The organism is Companilactobacillus mishanensis (genome assembly GCF_003946505.1).
GTDB classification, from domain to species: Bacteria; Bacillota; Bacilli; order Lactobacillales; family Lactobacillaceae; genus Companilactobacillus; species Companilactobacillus mishanensis.
The window spans coordinates 161,498-176,819 of record NZ_RHON01000003.1 but is presented as its reverse complement, the minus strand read 5'-3'; the positions used below and the strand labels follow the sequence as shown (position 1 = coordinate 176,819).

The following is a 15,322-nucleotide window of genomic DNA, read 5'->3' as shown; positions in this document are numbered from 1 at the left end:
TAATGACACAAACAGAGGTAATTAAGGTTGACCATATCTCTAAACATTTTAGAGAACAGTTGGCACTTAAGGATTTAAGCTTTTCCATTAAACAAGGTGAAATTTTTGGATTCTTGGGACCATCTGGAGCTGGAAAAACGACTACTATTAAAATATTAACTGGACAGCTGGAACAGACTTCAGGGGATGCGATGGTATTAGGGCGTTCGGTTAATAAGATAAACGAGAGTATCTATGAACAAATAGGTATAGTGACACACAATAGTGGGATTTATGAAAAACTGTCAGTTTATAGTAATTTGGAAATCTTTGCATCAATTTTAAATATTGATAAAAAGCGCATCAATGAAATCTTAAAGAGAGTTGGATTGTATAAAGATAGAAAGAAAAAGGCTAAAAAGTTATCTCAAGGAATGCGTCAACGTTTAGTGTTGGCAAGAGCAATTTTGCATGAGCCAAAGGTATTGTTCCTTGATGAACCAACTAGTGGACTGGATCCTAGTACGTCCATGCAGATTCATAAGCTACTGATTGAATTGAAGAACAAAGGCACAGCTATATTTTTAACTACTCACAATATGGAAGAAGCTGCCAAACTTTGCGATAACTTAGCTTTGTTAAATGATGGAAAGATTGTTGAAGCAGGAAGCCCTAAGGATATTTGTTTGCGATATGACAAAAATAAACGTTATAAAGTATTATTACGTAATAATGAAGAAATGATATTGCCGCAATCAATTGAAACTGCTGAAAAAATTGATCAATGGATGGGTCAAAACGATCTGCTAACGATTCATTCCTGTGAGCCAACTTTAGAAGAAGTCTTCTTAGAAGTAACTGGGAGGGAATTAGTATGAATTTATCAATAAGAAAAATCAATGCAATTTTTAAATTAAAAACACAGTCAATCTTCACTAATATGTCAATTATGGTAGCGCCATTAATGGCAATAGGATACGTTTTGATCATGAAATTAGTAATGCCAGACACTGGTTTTACTGGAGCGTACTTGTTAGGTTTTGGGGTTCTTTTCAACGTAATTTTGGGAGGAATCATGATGGGAAGTTACCCATTATCTGAGGAAAAAGAAAAGAATACTCTAAGGGTATTGATGACGTCTTCTGTCAATGGAATGGAATTCTTGATTGGTAGTCTATTACCATCAATAATTTTGATAGTTGTTGTTAATATAATTTTAGTTCCTATCAGCAGCATCTCAATCAGTAAAATAAGCTGGGGGCCATATTTATTATTCACTACTTTGGGTGGGCTGATCAGTCTCTTATTAGGTTATGTTATTGGTATTTATTCTAAGAGTCAGATGCAATCAAGTAATATAAGTATGCCATTCATCGTACTGCTCACATTTACACCAGTTTTTCAGGCAGCAAATAAGAGTTTAGCTCATATTATGTCTTATACGTATTCTGGGGTAATCACAGAATTTATATCGAAGATGCTGACGAGCGGAAAATATAATTTTGATGTTAAAAATATCGTTGTTATGGTCAGCTGGTTCATCATATGCTTAGTTGTATTCGTTTACGCGTACTCTAAGCACGGGCTTGACTATGAATAGAACAAAAAAAGTATAGTTTACGATAATCCCTTTATGGTTGTCAGATGGAATAATGTAATCTCATCCGACCGCTATGAGGGATTTTTTTGTATAAATAATTTGACTGGAAAATTATTTGAGTGATAATGTACTATCGAAGCATCAATGCGGGAGGAGGTTTTTGGATGAAGAATGCTGAAGTGAACAGATGGCTTGATTTCAACAAGAAACGTCGTTTGATCGAAGATAAATTGGACGAACAATTGGCTATTCAAGCACATAAATTATCATTGAATGAGTTCTATGCCTTGTACTTTTTAGGCTTGAAAGATGACGAAAAGCTGCGTTTACAGGAACTCCAAGCTCAAGTCGGATTGAGTCAAAGTGCCATGTCACGACTTGTTGTCAGACTTGAAAGACCAGAGTGTGGAGCAATTGAGCGTACGACCTGTGAAGATGACAAACGTGGTGTATATATCCATCTAACTAAGGTTGGTGAGGATGTTTTAAAGAGTACACTTCCAAACATTGAACCAATTATTAAAGAAAATTTGTAATTGAGGGTTGCACTTTTATTTTTTTGTAATAGTATATGCATGTGCATGCAACTAATAAAAGAAAAGAAGCTTTTTAGGAGAATTGATATGACTAAATTAGATGAAACATTAACATTTAAGAGTGGACTTACTTTGAAGAACCGCATCGTGATGCCACCTATGACAACTAAAATGAGTTTTTATGATGGTGTAGTTACTAATGACGAGATCAATTATTATTCACTACATTCTGGTGAAGTTGGTGCCGTTATAACAGGCGCTGCTAATGTTCAAGATGATGGAAAAGGCTGGGATGGCGAGCTTAGTGTCGCTGACGATAAATTTTTGCCAGGATTAGAAAAGCTTGCTGCAGCAATTAAGAAAAATGGAACACGTGCTATTTTGCAAATTTTTCACGCTGGTCGTATGACTGACTCAGGCGTTTTGCATGGTGTTCAACCAGTTTCTGCAAGTGCGGTTGCTGCTGAACGTCCAAACACTGAAACTCCACGTGCAATGGAATCTGCCGAAGTAAACGAGTTGATCGAGAACTTCAAGAAAGCCACAAAGAGAGCAATTGAAGCAGGATTTGATGGAATTGAGTTACACGGTGCAAATACATATATCATCCAACAATTTTTCTCACCACATTCAAACAGACGTGATGACGAGTGGGGTGGTAGCCTTGAGAAACGTTACCATTTTATCGATAAATTAGTAGATGGTGTAACTGGAGTAGTTAAAGAATCCGGAGTAAAAAACTTTGTCGTTGGCTACCGATTGTCACCAGAGGAATATGAAAATCCTGGAATTCGCATGTCGGACACAATGTATTTAGTCGATAAATTGACAGACAAGCCATTAGATTATCTACACATTTCAATGGGCGACTATAAGCGAGTTTCAGTAAGTGATGATTACAAAGACAAGCCAATTCTTGCTTATATTAAGGATCAAGTTGCCGGACGTATGCCAATTATTGGAATTGGGGATGTCAGAACAAAAGCTGATGCTGAAGAAGTATTGGAAAATACCGATTTAGTTGGAGTTGGACGTTCATTGTTACTCGATCCACATTGGACAGAAAAAGTGATGACAGGCCATGAAGACTTGATCAATAAGAGCTTGTCACGAGTTGACCAAGATGTCTTGATGATATCAAATGGTACTTGGAGCTTCTTGGAAGGCAAGATGCCAGATCGATTGGTTGACTAGATGTTTAGAATTTTAAAAAGGATTCGCCTGTTTTGGGGCGGATCCTTTTTTGCTGAATGTAGTTCTAAGGTGGTTAGATGACTTAAAACTAAAACTTGTCAGTCAAAATAGACTCATTGTATTTAGGTTCTTAAGTAATTGAGATGACTTAAATCTAAAACCCACTGTCTTAGACATGTGTATGTTGCCTGGGTTCTTAAGTAATTGAGATGACTTAAATCTAAAACCGTCAGATTTGTGCTATTGAAGATTCAACCGGTTCTTAAGTAATTGAGATGACTTAAATCTAAAACGCTTTACTACAAGATTCCAATTTGAAGGCAGGTTCTTAAGTAATTGAGATGACTTAAATCTAAAACTTTACGTTTGATTGAGTATAATTACCTTCAGGTTCTTAAGTAATTGAGATGACTTAAATCTAAAACCATTTGTGGAGTCGGGACATAGACAAGTTCGGTTCTTAAGTAATTGAGATGACTTAAATCTAAAACTTAGTGTATTGACCTGGGGCGTCTAATGTTGGTTCTTAAGTAATTGAGATGACTTAAATCTAAAACTTGTCACAGCGACGATGAACGGCTCACACTGGTTCTTAAGTAATTGAGATGACTTAAATCTAAAACGAAGAATTAGACGTCACGATAGTTTACATGGGTTCTTAAGTAATTGAGATGACTTAAATCTAAAACTTTAGTGACATTATTAGTGGCTGATTTCTCGGTTCTTAAGTAATTGAGATGACTTAAATCTAAAACCGTCCTAAATTAAATTTTGCTAATAATCGAATCTGACATGATCACTATCAATTGAGAAAACCTTGCAATTAAGACCTTCAATTTTAGTAGACATATCAAATGATTCGAAACTAACAATAGATAATTCGGTGGTTTTAAGATAATTGTTCATTTCATTCACCTGTTCTAGATTTAGTAGTTTGTGTAAATCATGAAAAATTAGTAATTTCTTATCTGTAAAGTCCTTGTAAAAACTGATTACTGATAACATTTTATCATAGTAGTTTTGCCAATTACCCACATCAAACTTTAATAATTTGAATTTCAACATACTTTCAAATGTCGACATATTATCAAAATCAAATGGTCCATCAAAGGGGCAACTAGAGTCAAAAACCAACTCATTTAACTTCAGGTTTATTTTTTCAAACTCGTCTTTATATTCGACTTTTGAATTTTTATCAATGTGATCGTAAACAAGTTTCAAGTTTGGCATGGAGTTTATATTGTAAGTTTGAAGAGACCCAACAAAATCCATTTCCTTTTGAGTACTGGTTTGCATTTGATCGTCGATATAGAAATGTATAAATTGATCAGGATCATCCAACAATCTAATCTTTTCCTTTAATTGATAAAAGTTAAAGATATTCTTTGAGTATTCATCTTGGTTTTGAAAGTTAATGATGTTTAAACCACTATCAAGTTTAAATGGATCATACGGGAAAATTGTAACTGATAGGTTTTCATTCATATGACAGTCAACCTTTCAAATTTGTCGTCGATGTCATCTTTACTTTTACCCGTGATGAAATTGATAGCAGTATATTGTTTTTCAGTTACGATCATTGTCTGAATCAGACCTTTCTTGGGAGCGTAAAGAGATATCTTTTTTTCGAGTAGATCCGCGGATTGTCTGTCAATTAGAATACAAGTATATATTGATTCCTGCATCATAATAAATCCATCGTTAATCAGATATTTTCTAAATTGTCGATAATTCCGACGGTCGCTGGATGTAAGTGTCGGCAGATCAAACATTACAATAAGTCTCATAACTCTATACCTCATTTGGCATCACCACACTATGGATGGAGTCTCTTTCGCCGTTTAAAAATTCTAAACAGTCATGAACGTGTTTTGTGATTGCATTTCTTAAGTGATAAGTTTTTCCAGCATATTTGATTTCTTTATTTAATACGTCAATAAGTTCGAATTTAGTGTATTCATTGAATTCAAAATCTTTCTTTTCAATCACTTTTAAGTCAATAAATTGGCGGAAGGGTTCCATTAAATCACTAGAAAGGTTGAAATCATTGATCAAACTATGATGATGAATTCCAAGTTGTGTCAGATAACCCTGTGCCACAATCTCTTGGTTCACTGTTGATAGCAAAATAGTGTATCCATAATTCAACATCGCGGTAATATTGCTTTCTGTTCCACGAGTGTAATCCTCACCGAATAAACGTTGAAAATATTTTCTGGCAATGACTGCCTCACGATTTGATTGATCATTTTCAACTACGCTGGATAGTTCTTCTTCTAAATCTTCAGTCTTACTATTATTTAGTTTTAGTAGATCAATTTGATTTCTCATTTTATTCGTAACAATGTCCATCCATAAGTTTTCCTTAGATGGCAATGACCAAGATATCTGCATATCTATATTTTTATTTCGGTTATTGTTGCTGTTGTATCCGCAAAGTTCTGCGCAAGGATTATGGTTTTCTGAACAGAAAATTACTTTAATGTCCTTTTCAACCAGTTTAGCTACGAGATAACCTGTAATAACAGCTTGGGTGGTGCTAATTACCACTGAATCAATTTGGTTTAAAGACATTTGCTTTGTTTCAGTATTAGTCTGAATCAATAAATGATTTGATTTATAAGATAATTTTGATTTTGAAGCGATATAAACAGTTCTCCAGCCCATAAGTGCCCCTCCAGATATTGCTTGTAAAATTACTAGCAATCATATATATTAGTAGTGTCCTTAAGTAGTTGAGATGACTTAAAGAATTAAAATCAACATTTATGTTAATTAACCTTTTTAGGTTAGGCCCACAGGGGCCTATTTTTTTTGCTCTTTTTAGGATTAATCTATATGTTTTTTGGTTGTAAATAGTCCTGTTGGAGACTCGTAAATGAAGTCGACATTTGATAATTCGTTACCATTAGGCTTTCTTCCAAATCTTTTATTTGAAAACGATCCAAGCGTAATATTTCCGTTACTAGCATTTGCTTTAAGCACGATTAAAATTTGTTGGAGGATATTAACTTGATCAGCAAGATTTAAATCTTTGAATGAATCAAAGTTATCAACAAGTTTTTCTCTCTCACCCTGGTAGAACGGATAGAATTTCTCCATCTTCTTAATAAGGGTCGAGAAAATATCTGACAGAGTATTTTGAGGGTAATTACTCATAATATCTTCAAACTTATCAGGACTATTCTTCTCAAGAATTGTTAACAGTGCAACCGTTTTGCCGTCCAAGTAAAGTTGAGTATTATTTATTAGCTCGGTTGCTGAAGGTAACAACAAGTGTCCCTTACTCTCACTATAAATATGCTGATTAACCGGAACTCTCTCCATAATTATGGATAGAGTTTTTTTGTATTTAACGTTTGACTTGATCCATTCTTCCAGATTAACTTGCTTGTCATTGATTTGATTAGCTATACGAACAGGGATGTTAGCAAGCTTTTTCTTGCCATCAATATCAAGCAGTACTGAATAAGCAGTTACATCGTTGTTGTAACCACCATAAATTGAAGGGTCTAAATCCTTCTTAAGTGGTATCAATTTATCACTCTTTTTAGGATTCCAAATTGTTTGATTAAATAACACTCCATGTTTTGTGTACGTCTGGCGAACAACGTGATATTGCTTGTAATTAAATGCTTTACGGATGTTGTCTTTAATAGTTTGATCCCAAATTATTTCACCATTATCATCAACTTGAGTTTTGCCATCGAACATGGATCCAATAATAAATCCATTTTGGACATATCTTGGCATTTTACCGTTTTTCTTTCGTGTATCTTTCTTCAGATTTTCAAGAAAGGCGGAGTATTGTCCATAAACTACTTCTGATTTGTTCTTGATGTATTTTTTAATCTTGTACTGTCCAACAATACAAGCTAAATAGGCATCCTGAGCATGATGAAAGTCATTAACATTTCTATTCTTAACGAATTCAGGATATTGATATTTGAAATTTTCTTTGTCGAGATTACTGAAAGCTTTTCTAAATTCACTTGATAATCCGGCACGAGTCTCGATACATTCAGTATCTTTATAAGTTTCATTCAAAATGTTAGTAACGTTTTTTACCATTTGAGATGTTTGAACTAATTGACGATTAATAAATCCTTTCATCTGGTTATCTGAGATTGAAGTTCTATTTAAATTAGAATATTTCTTCAATCCCATCAGGTTTTGTTCCTTCAGGCTATCCCAAAAATTCTTATTTCGACGAATAATTACTGGATCCAGTAACAGTGAATCGATTTTTCTTTCATTTTCTTCTGCTAACACTAATGCTTTGTTTTCTAGAGAGTCGTCTTTGATGAACGATTGAGGCAAGATATGATCGACATGATATTTAGCTGTATGAATCTGGCTGATATCAATAGGTTGATTACTGTACATTCCTCTTCCCATTTGTAGGAAATACAACATCAATCGCTCATTGCCAAGCTCATTTTTGTGTTCTTCAAGTTCCGTTTGCAATCCTTTAATTGCTTGGAACTCTGAAGGTAGAGTCTTTACAGCGTTAGATATTTCCTTGTAGCGATTATTGATTCTGGAATATCTAGATTGGGTAATCTTGCTGGCTTCGTCACTACGTGTGAATTCTAAATAAATTCGGTTAGGATCGTGTCCCATGAATTTAACGATATCCTTTACCACACTCAATGACTGACTAATTCCACGTTTTAAAGCTGGTGATCCATGAAGTTCATTTACCATTTCAATCGGAGACTTATCATTATTTGAACCAACGTTGTAGTCGTTTATTTGTGATTCAAAAGTATATTTGTCATTCCGAATCAATTGCATGAAATTCAGTTGTGTTGACCACATTAATTCAAGAATGGTGAAATTATTCTTTTCCGGAATATCAGCCAACTGAGTCTCTGTTCTGAATTGAGTAAGTAATCTTTTTGAGAGCTTGCCCCAACCTTGGAATCGCATAGATGCGATTTTATTGATTAGATCATTAGAGTAGTTATAGTTAGAATTCTGTAACTTCATTTTCAAAACTTTTTTATCTTCAAAGACTGTCAACCATTCTGCTAGTTCCTCTAATTGTGGCAAGTTTTTGGGATCAGCAACGTAGTCTTCACCGAATAATTTTTTGAAGTCGTTAAATGTAGACAGGCTGGATAGGTATTTGGTTTTGTCTGCCAAGCCTTGGATAATTGGTGCTTGATAAATACTGTTCTTTACCAGCCAATCTTTAAGTGCTTTCACAGAAACAGTTTTCCTAGTTCTAAACAACTCATTGTAAATTCTTTGCTTTACATCAACATCTAGTGATTGTGGTCGTTCTCCAGCTTCAATTACACGAGTATTATTTAATTCACTGAGAACTTCGTAACGTTGATAAATCATACTTTGCTTTGGCAAAACTGGTTCACCTATCAAATAGGTATCGGTTGCTGTCATTCGCTTGATAAATTTATCAGATGATTTTTCTAAATCCACTTTTTCTGTGAAATTCCATGGACGGATTGGACCATCAGCTTTTCTTTCCATCCATGCAAAACGGCTTTTTTCTTCTGTTTGTAGAGGTCCAACGTAGTAAGGTATACGGAAGTTGATCAGTGATAGAATCTTATCCCTATTCTCAGCTAGAAAAGGATAATATTTTTGCTGATTGTCCAAGATTGCAATTAATTCATTCTCATTCAATTGATATGGAATAACAGCATTATCACGACTTCTTTGTTTTGGAAGATAAGTATGCAATTCTATTTTTTCTAAAGCTTCATTTGCTAATTCTTCTGGTTGAGCTTTTTTTAGGAATTTGGTGATATCTTTGTAGAAATCATCATATTTAGCATTCACGTATTGATCATATTGTTGACGTGACTTCTTGACCAGTTTGGGATCATCTGTTGCCATCCACATATCTTTTAATTTCTTCAAATCATCTTTATGATCAAGATAACTTTGTACCTTTGCTTGACTGAGATATTTTGAATTTCCTAAGAATCCTTTTAGAACGATCGAGCTGTAGATAATGTTTGCAGATTCTAAGATTATTTTTTGATTGTCATCAATAAATTCATCAATATCTGTAAATGAGTCTTCAATAGATTTAGATGATAGGTTAATTGTGACTTTTTCACTTGTTTCTAGATCGAATAGTTTTACCAGATTTCCAGTATTCCCAACTAACAAGCTCAACATATTTTTTACTGGCTGTTTTTGCTCTTTAGAAGGGTTAATAATTAACAGGGCGTCGTCAACTTTCTTACTTGGAGTTCGATTGTTTTGTAGTAGTTTTTCGCCCAGGGCTTTATAATCTGTGCCTTCTGCAACTTCTATGCCGAAATCTGATAATGATTCTACAAATTGTTTAAGTGTTATGGCAAAGTCTTCATCCATTTTTGAAACATCAAACTTTTGATTCTCAAATGTGAAGTTACCACGATATTTCAAAATATTATGTATGGCTAAATAAACTAATCTAATATCCTTCTTTTCGGGATTTTCAATTAGCTCCTTTCGTAAATGGAAAATTGTTGGGTATTGGTTAAAGTAGTCAATATCATTGAAACTAGGGTCAATAAATAAATTAAATGGATCACGACTTCTAGTTTTATCTTTTTTGGAAACCCAAGAATTTTTCATCCTAAGAAGAAACGACGAATCTGTTTTCTTAAGCTCCGGAGCAAAAATTTCATCTAACCAGTTCAAACGGTTTCTTCTGCGGCGATATCTACGTCTCATTGAACGTTGTAGTCTAGTATCAGCTGCAGTTTCCGCTTGCTTAAATAGTCGGACTCCCCAGAGATTTTGTTTTTTTATATTCAGTAAATTATAGTTGTTGTCAGTAACTGCCCAACCAACAGAGGTGGTACCAATATCTAATCCAATATTGTAATCATTTTCTCTTTTAGTCATAGTTGATTCTCCTTAAAATTACAGTCAAGTTAACTTTATCACGAGCTTCAGTTAATACCTAAACATTTGTTGCTGTGTAAGCGTTCATAGAACTAATTCACAGTTTTATAAATCAAAAAGTAAATAAAAAAATCAGCCATTTTCATGACTGATTTTTTGCTATCTATTACGTCTATCGCGTCTATCAACGAAGTGCATCAATACTAATAGTGTAAGAAGAAGGATACCTACGAATACTGACAAACCAGGATTTCTATTACCTGTTTGTGGTAATTTACCAACTCCAGGTGTGTTATCTACACTTGGATGTTTCTCGCTGGTTGTGTTTTCGCCAGGTTCTGGAACTGTTGGTGTGACTGGTTTTACAACAGGTGGTTCTGGTTCTGGTTCAGGTTCTGGAACTTCGGGTTCTGGTTCAGGCTCGGTAACATCTGATTCATCAAATGTATCGGAGACTGTCAAAGTGGTCATCTTGCCAGCTGTGATTGTGAATTCTACTGGGGCTTTGTTGTCCAAGTAGCCTTCGGGTGCAGTTACTTCAACTAATGTATAGCTTCCATCGGGTAATCCATCTACGACGATTTGGCCTTTATCATCAGTTGTAAGATTACTTTTTACAACTTTACCGTTGGCATCGAGAATGTTGAATACGGCGCCTTTTAATGGGTCATTTGTTGCAATATCAACTTTCAAAACAGTCAATGAACCGGTTGTTGGTAACTTTGCATCTTTGACGGTAACTGAATTCTCTTCTCCAGCTTTAATTTCAAAGGTAACTGGTTCTGAGTTGATTTCATAACCCTCAGGGGCTTTGATTTCAACTAGGCTGTATTTGCCAGGTGCTAAGTTTGTTAATTCCAAAATACCTTGATCATTGGTTACGAGTTGTGATGTAATAACATTTCCATCGGCATCAAGTAGTTTGAATTCAGCTCCTTGCAAAACTGCATTGGTATCTGCATCAAGTTTAGTAAGTGTTTCTTGACCTGTCTTGGGATCTTCAGGAATAGGAACGTCGATACCTGTGATACGAACTGGCTCATTTACTCCTTCGACAATGGTGAATGGCCATTCGTAGTTACTACTCTGCATATAGCCATCAGGAACTGTTGTCTCGATCAAAACGTAGTCGCCAGGGGCTAAGTCATCGACTTCGATAATACCTTCTTCATTAGTGGTCAAATCCTCTTGAATGACTTTACCGGCGCCGTTAACAATTTTGAAAACAGCTCCCGGAATTGGTGCATTAGTTTCACCGTTGACCTTGGTGAAAATAACTGAACCTTTAGCACCTTCACCAGTACCAGCACCGCCCCATTCGATGGTGTTTTCTGCTTCGGCCGAAATTTGATCAGCTGTCAAAGTAGTTTTATCATGCCACTTGTTAACGCCATTGAGGTTAACATTTTGGACAGTTGTTTCATATCTTAAGTCAATATAGTTACTTACTTTGTCGAACTTGATAATAAGTTGATTACCAACTAGTTCAACACTTGTTGGTTCGATAGAACCTTGTTGGATATATTTTCCGTTCAACATATAACCGTAAGTTGCTGTGACTGAGTTTTTAACAAATGTCTGACCTGGTTCAATAGTATCGGTCAAAACAACGTTTGTTAGATCTTTAGATGCGGAGTTGAAAGCAACGTTCCAAGTTAAACTGCTGGGAGCATGCTCTCCATCAGTTGTTGTTGTTCCGTCAGAAGGAACGACTGAATTATTGATCCAACCATATTTATTGACGATAAAATCTTTATTTTCAGTTTCATCGGAAGTACCTTTAGCCGTAAATTCGATGGTCCCTCGACGTCCAGTGGTTGTATTCTCAAACGCATTGTTGAATGTTAAAGTACCAGTTTTTTGCCCAGGCAAGATAGTAAATGTCCCGATAACAATGCCTTTAGGATCCGTAACATCGAATGTCAACGGATTATCTACTTTAACATTGTCAGGAATTGTAAATGTAGCTGTATCACCGGAGTTTATTTGTACGTAATCTGGGACGCTCCAGTTGAAACCAACGCTATAATTTGTCCATGATTGAGTTGTATCTCCAGGATTAATAGCTGTGCCGCCGAGAGTTACAGTAGCATCAGCTGCGGTATTACCCTTCATAGGGATTTCCTTTGAAGGAATTGGAGAATCTGTCGCTGTTGATGGTGCAGAAGCGGCTGTAACTGGGGATGTTGTCGTCGTGCTAGAACTTGTTACAGCAGTTGCAGGATCACTCGTAGTAGTCACACTAGGTGTGGCTATCGTACTAGTTGGGGTCACTGCGGTGGCTGTTTGTGTAGTTGTCGGACTAGTTACTGCAGTTGTTGTAGAAGTTGTTGGAGACGCTCCAGTAGTTGCAGCCGTAGCCTTGCCAGGTGGTCCAAGTACATTAAAGACAAAAACAAGCATTAATGCTGACATTATTGATACCAGAGAAATGATAATTTTTTTCCTCATAATATATTCACCTCTTCAATAATGGCTTTTTAATTCTTTTATGGAACAATTGCATTATATATTCATACAAGTCAATATGAGTAGGCATTAAGGTATTTAATAATGTATATAAGATAAAAAACTAGTTATTTTTTAGTATGATTCAAATAGTTTTCCCAATAGGTTGGATCTTGCTGAATAAGTGAATCCTTGAAAGCCACGTAATCAGGGTATGGAACCTGTGTTTTCAACTGTTTAGTTCCATTGAGAAAGTCGACATACTTAATTCTTTGATCGTTGGCGATACTATTTTGATACGACTTTACTTGGAAATTGCTGGCCAAAATTACTAAAGGTATTACTAATAATCCAATCAGGACTTTTTGAGGTATAGCCGAAACTGCCTGGATGAAAAAGTTTGCGGCAATCATAAATAGGAAAACGTAGGTCAGAAATTCTGGACGACAGGATACAGGTGACTCTATTGGTAACAGAGGGATGACTGACATTGCAGCAAGAATGTAGTAAACGTACATTAACGGTTCATTTTTAAACAATATGAAGATCGACACTCCGAGAAATAATAGGAATGCTAATCCGACTATCGCGTCTGGAGTCGAAAACTTTTCTGGTAGTCCAATATACATTTCCGTTGGATCAGTTTCGAAGTGGCTTAAATAAATTTGTGCGCCAATGAAGTAGATCAGGAAAATTGAACTAAGAGCAATCTCAAAAATCTTCAGAATAGTCGGTAATTTGTGACGTATCGATAAAATCACGATTGAAGCACAAATTGTAATATTTACCAGCCAATTGTATGTTGTTAACCAAAGATGAATATATTTAGTAAAAATACCCCAAATTTGAACTGGATCAGTAGTTGTTCGACGATAACCTGATTTATTTTGGATGTAGTAGGAACGATTGCTGAACATTATCAAAAATGAGAATATGGTTCCAGCTAAATATGTCCAATGAAATATTCTTGTTTTACCACGGAAATAAACAACGACGATCACAGCTAAAATTACTTGTAGAATTGTTGAATTTTCAACGAATAATCCTCCACTGAGGCCGAGAATGAATGTTATCAAAGCCAGTGTTCGTGAGTACTTATATTTGTCGTCGTTCCAATTCCTACAAATGGCTAAATAAGCTAAAAGTAGTGCCATAGGTGGAACATATACGATGAATCCATTATTCCAGAATAGAATATTATTCAAAAATGGTGCGGCCATAGTCATCGGAAATAGCATTGCTACAATTAAGGGAAGTACCGTACGATGGTTTTTCAGAAGTTGCCAAATTGCCCAAATTAAAAGTGTCCAGAAGAATGCATAAAAGAACATCGCAATTGGACGACGATGCATCATGATTATTTCTATAAAATTTGCTAAATATCGTCCGTTTACACTTCCGCCATAGATAGCGTTGGTGGAGAAAAAACCATGTTGTAGCAGATAGGTACCTTTTTCGCCATACCAGAAGTAGTCGTCACCAACGGGAATCATGTAGTAACGATAAATAGCGAAATAAATAAAAATACACGTAAATGTGAAAGAAGTAAGAATCTTTGATTTATTGATTCTCATAATTATCATCTTCTAGCCGTAGGAACTGTCAGTACCAGGAATTAGACACATTATTTATCGACTGAATTGTAATGTGATTTCATAATTAGAGTTAACCAAGATTGGATAATTTAATTTGCGGGTTTTATATAGGTATGAAAAAAGTCAGAAGACATTATTAGAGTAATATCTTCTGACTGAGGTTGACCAAGATGGTTGTTGGTCATGTTGATAAATAATATTCTCATTTCTGAGAAGTCCTATTGTATTCAATCAATTTAGAAAAAGTAAGAAAAGTTTTTGGCGGATTTTTTGGAGAAATTTTCATTCTCCAAGGGCATTATATCCACCATGATGATGTATGACAAACAATAAGTCACATTTGACCGAATTAATTATAGAGTGGCTGTGACACTAGCATCTTGAGAGAGTTTGATCCAGGCGTTATTTCCAATTCTTTGGAAAACAGAAAATCCAACAAGACCTTCTGGAGCTATCATGTAGCTCATATCTACTCTCCATGATGAGTTAGCTGGAACAGTCGCACCAGTTTTGTCACCAAAATCGTTGTATACGGGAGCAGCTCTGTTATTTATTTTTATTATTTTTGCATTGATAGCTTGGTAATTGTCGACTTGAGCATCGAGAATATGATTGTGAGATTGTTTGATAACATTAACATTATCTTCAACCCATTCATTTGTTGAAACTCGGTAATAAACGGCATAAGAGCCATCTTTTAATTCAACTGGATAAGCTTGATCTGAATACCAGGCAGTTTTTTCACCAAGTGATCTGACTTTGGATTGAGTGAAATTGCCATTGTCGTCTTTGACATACAGTGGAGTCAATTTGTTGACAGCTAAAATAGTATCAACCTTAGAGACTTCAGCGTGTGCTGTTTGGATATTGAATAATGGAATTAATAATAGTACGGCTAAAATTGAGACAATAATTTTCTTCATGTTTCCCTCCGCAATTCATTAATAGGTTAATTTAACTTTATCATGTAAATGCATTAGTTTCATTGGAATAACTAAATACAATTAATTAGTTAAAAACAATAAATGTTTTTCTTGTTTTCCATTTGACACAACTACAATAAACATCAATAATTTAACTAACAAATGTTTCCAGAAAGC

Annotated in this window: 11 protein-coding genes and 1 CRISPR repeat array; of the genes, 4 read left to right on the top strand and 7 right to left on the bottom strand. The window is 35.2% G+C overall.

Annotated features, from left to right (window positions below):
• Positions 1–2 precede the first annotated feature (2 nt).
• The 4 genes from EKM63_RS05290 (at position 3) to EKM63_RS05275 (ending at position 3,309) form a co-directional block, all read left to right on the top strand.
• Complete coding sequence (locus tag EKM63_RS05290; RefSeq protein ID WP_125704461.1) at positions 3–857, top strand: ABC transporter ATP-binding protein; 855 nt, start codon at positions 3–5, stop codon at positions 855–857.
• Complete coding sequence (locus EKM63_RS05285) at positions 854–1,579, top strand: ABC transporter permease (RefSeq protein ID WP_125704459.1); 726 nt, start codon at positions 854–856, stop codon at positions 1,577–1,579. The genes EKM63_RS05290 and EKM63_RS05285 overlap by 4 nt, the downstream gene beginning before the upstream one ends.
• A 164-nt stretch (positions 1,580–1,743) precedes the next feature.
• The gene (locus EKM63_RS05280; protein WP_125704457.1) at positions 1,744–2,115 is read left to right on the top strand and encodes a MarR family winged helix-turn-helix transcriptional regulator; all 372 of its coding nucleotides are present in this window, start codon (positions 1,744–1,746) and stop codon (positions 2,113–2,115) included.
• Positions 2,116–2,202: 87 nt separating this feature from the next.
• A complete protein-coding gene (locus EKM63_RS05275; protein WP_125704455.1) occupies positions 2,203–3,309 on the top strand; it encodes an NADH-dependent flavin oxidoreductase in 1,107 nt (368 codons plus the stop codon).
• A 125-nt stretch (positions 3,310–3,434) separates the two neighbouring features.
• Positions 3,435–4,064: a CRISPR direct-repeat array (repeat unit 36 nt; unit sequence GGTTCTTAAGTAATTGAGATGACTTAAATCTAAAAC).
• 19 nt (positions 4,065–4,083) lie between these two features.
• On the opposite strand, the gene csn2 is transcribed toward EKM63_RS05275, so the two are convergent.
• The 7 genes from csn2 to EKM63_RS05240 form a co-directional block, all read right to left on the bottom strand.
• Positions 4,084–4,794, bottom strand: a complete 711-nt coding sequence (gene csn2, locus EKM63_RS05270; RefSeq protein WP_125704453.1) for a type II-A CRISPR-associated protein Csn2 — start codon at positions 4,792–4,794, stop codon at positions 4,084–4,086.
• On the bottom strand, positions 4,791–5,096 hold the full coding sequence (cas2, locus tag EKM63_RS05265) for a CRISPR-associated endonuclease Cas2 (protein ID WP_125704451.1): 306 nt from the start codon (positions 5,094–5,096) through the stop codon (positions 4,791–4,793). Before cas2 ends, csn2 begins: the two co-directional genes overlap by 4 nt.
• Before the next feature lie 4 nt (positions 5,097–5,100).
• On the bottom strand, positions 5,101–5,976 hold the full coding sequence (gene cas1, locus EKM63_RS05260; protein WP_125704449.1) for a type II CRISPR-associated endonuclease Cas1: 876 nt from the start codon (positions 5,974–5,976) through the stop codon (positions 5,101–5,103).
• A 162-nt stretch (positions 5,977–6,138) separates the two neighbouring features.
• Positions 6,139–10,179, bottom strand: a complete 4,041-nt coding sequence (gene cas9 / locus EKM63_RS05255) for a type II CRISPR RNA-guided endonuclease Cas9 (protein ID WP_125704447.1) — start codon at positions 10,177–10,179, stop codon at positions 6,139–6,141.
• 159 nt (positions 10,180–10,338) lie between these two features.
• Positions 10,339–12,630, bottom strand: a complete 2,292-nt coding sequence (locus EKM63_RS05250; protein ID WP_125704445.1) for a SpaA isopeptide-forming pilin-related protein — start codon at positions 12,628–12,630, stop codon at positions 10,339–10,341.
• 125 nt (positions 12,631–12,755) lie between these two features.
• The gene (locus EKM63_RS05245) at positions 12,756–14,201 is read right to left on the bottom strand and encodes a DUF6056 family protein (RefSeq protein WP_125704443.1); all 1,446 of its coding nucleotides are present in this window, start codon (positions 14,199–14,201) and stop codon (positions 12,756–12,758) included.
• 374 nt (positions 14,202–14,575) lie between these two features.
• Positions 14,576–15,145 carry a hypothetical protein gene (locus EKM63_RS05240; protein WP_125704441.1) on the bottom strand — a complete coding sequence of 190 codons (570 nt, stop codon included), beginning with the start codon at positions 15,143–15,145 and terminating at the stop codon, positions 14,576–14,578.
• Between the last annotated feature and the right edge of the window lie 177 nt (positions 15,146–15,322).

Coding starts and splice junctions, on each gene's coding strand:
- EKM63_RS05290 (WP_125704461.1), top strand. CDS start 3: ATGACACAAACAGAGGTAATTAAGGTTGACCATATCTCTAAACATTTT.
- EKM63_RS05285 (WP_125704459.1), top strand. CDS start 854: ATGAATTTATCAATAAGAAAAATCAATGCAATTTTTAAATTAAAAACA.
- EKM63_RS05280 (WP_125704457.1), top strand. CDS start 1,744: ATGAAGAATGCTGAAGTGAACAGATGGCTTGATTTCAACAAGAAACGT.
- EKM63_RS05275 (WP_125704455.1), top strand. CDS start 2,203: ATGACTAAATTAGATGAAACATTAACATTTAAGAGTGGACTTACTTTG.
- csn2 (WP_125704453.1), bottom strand. CDS start 4,794: ATGAATGAAAACCTATCAGTTACAATTTTCCCGTATGATCCATTTAAA.
- cas2 (WP_125704451.1), bottom strand. CDS start 5,096: ATGAGACTTATTGTAATGTTTGATCTGCCGACACTTACATCCAGCGAC.
- cas1 (WP_125704449.1), bottom strand. CDS start 5,976: ATGGGCTGGAGAACTGTTTATATCGCTTCAAAATCAAAATTATCTTAT.
- cas9 (WP_125704447.1), bottom strand. CDS start 10,179: ATGACTAAAAGAGAAAATGATTACAATATTGGATTAGATATTGGTACC.
- EKM63_RS05250 (WP_125704445.1), bottom strand. CDS start 12,630: ATGAGGAAAAAAATTATCATTTCTCTGGTATCAATAATGTCAGCATTA.
- EKM63_RS05245 (WP_125704443.1), bottom strand. CDS start 14,201: ATGAGAATCAATAAATCAAAGATTCTTACTTCTTTCACATTTACGTGT.
- EKM63_RS05240 (WP_125704441.1), bottom strand. CDS start 15,145: ATGAAGAAAATTATTGTCTCAATTTTAGCCGTACTATTATTAATTCCA.